2 pseudogenes are annotated in these 920 nt (G+C 60.4%); one reads left to right on the forward strand and one right to left on the reverse strand.

Going from position 1 to position 920, the window contains the following annotated elements:
* Nucleotides 1–264 (reverse strand): annotated as a pseudogene (locus ENZ74_RS33065) (carboxylesterase family protein); the annotation flags it as partial.
* 240 nt (nt 265–504) lie between these two features.
* Between ENZ74_RS33065 and ENZ74_RS33070 the strand changes: the two are divergent.
* Nucleotides 505–920 (forward strand): annotated as a pseudogene (locus ENZ74_RS33070) (PrkA family serine protein kinase); the annotation flags it as partial.

Below are 920 nucleotides of genomic sequence, written 5' to 3' on the forward strand. Positions count from 1 at the left end.
GATGGAGACGAAGCAGAAGCCGTTGGCGAGCAGGAAGGCCGGTTTGGCGTCCACCTGACTGCGTTTGCCAAACTGCCAGGTGCCGCCATGAACGAAAAACACGACCGGCAGGCCGGTTGCACCATCGGGCGCGTAGATGTCGAGCTTGGCCGGCCCGTAGTCGAAGGTTTCTGGCGTGGGCCGGCGTGTTTTCCACGCGGCCGACGCTTCCAACGGCAGCATCGCCGCCATGGAGGCCATGATCAGGCTTCGTCGATCGATCATCATTGTCTCCTGGCAAGGCAAGACTGCACGCGGCCGCCCCAGCCGTCCAGTCAGGGGTTCGCAACACACCCGCTACCCGCTGAATACGGCTCCGCAACGAGCGCTTTGGTCTCGCGGAGTAGCCTCAATCCTTAAGATCGCGGCCACCTCTTCACATGAAGGGAACAAACGGTGCCCCCCGGCAGTTGAATGCGAGACGAGCCGAATGGAAGCCACAGCGGCTCCGAGGGCAAAAGCATCATGCGAGAGAACCAGTCTGACGTCTTCGATCTCTTTTCGGAAATTTACACCAACGCGGCGCAGGAAGAGATCAGCATCCAGCAATATCTCCTTGCCTGCCGCGAGGACAAGTCGATGTATGCCTCGGCGCCTGAACGGATGGTCGAGGCGATCGGCGAGCCGAACCTGGTCGACACCAGCAAGGATGAGCGGCTCGGCCGTATTTTCTCCAACCGGACCCTGAAAGTGTACCCCTCCTTCGCCGATTTCTACGGCATGGAGGATACAATCGAGCGCATCGCCGGCTATTTTCGCTATGCGTCCCAGGGGCTCGAGGAGCGCAAGCAAATCCTCTATTTGCTCGGCCCGGTGGGCGGCGGCAAATCCTCCCTTGCCGAGCGGCTGAAGAAGTTGATGGAACAGCGCCCGATCTACAC

Origin of the sequence: Mesorhizobium sp. M7A.F.Ca.CA.002.15.2.1, from assembly GCF_003998715.1 — a bacterium.
GTDB lineage: Bacteria > Pseudomonadota > Alphaproteobacteria > Rhizobiales > Rhizobiaceae > Mesorhizobium > Mesorhizobium ciceri.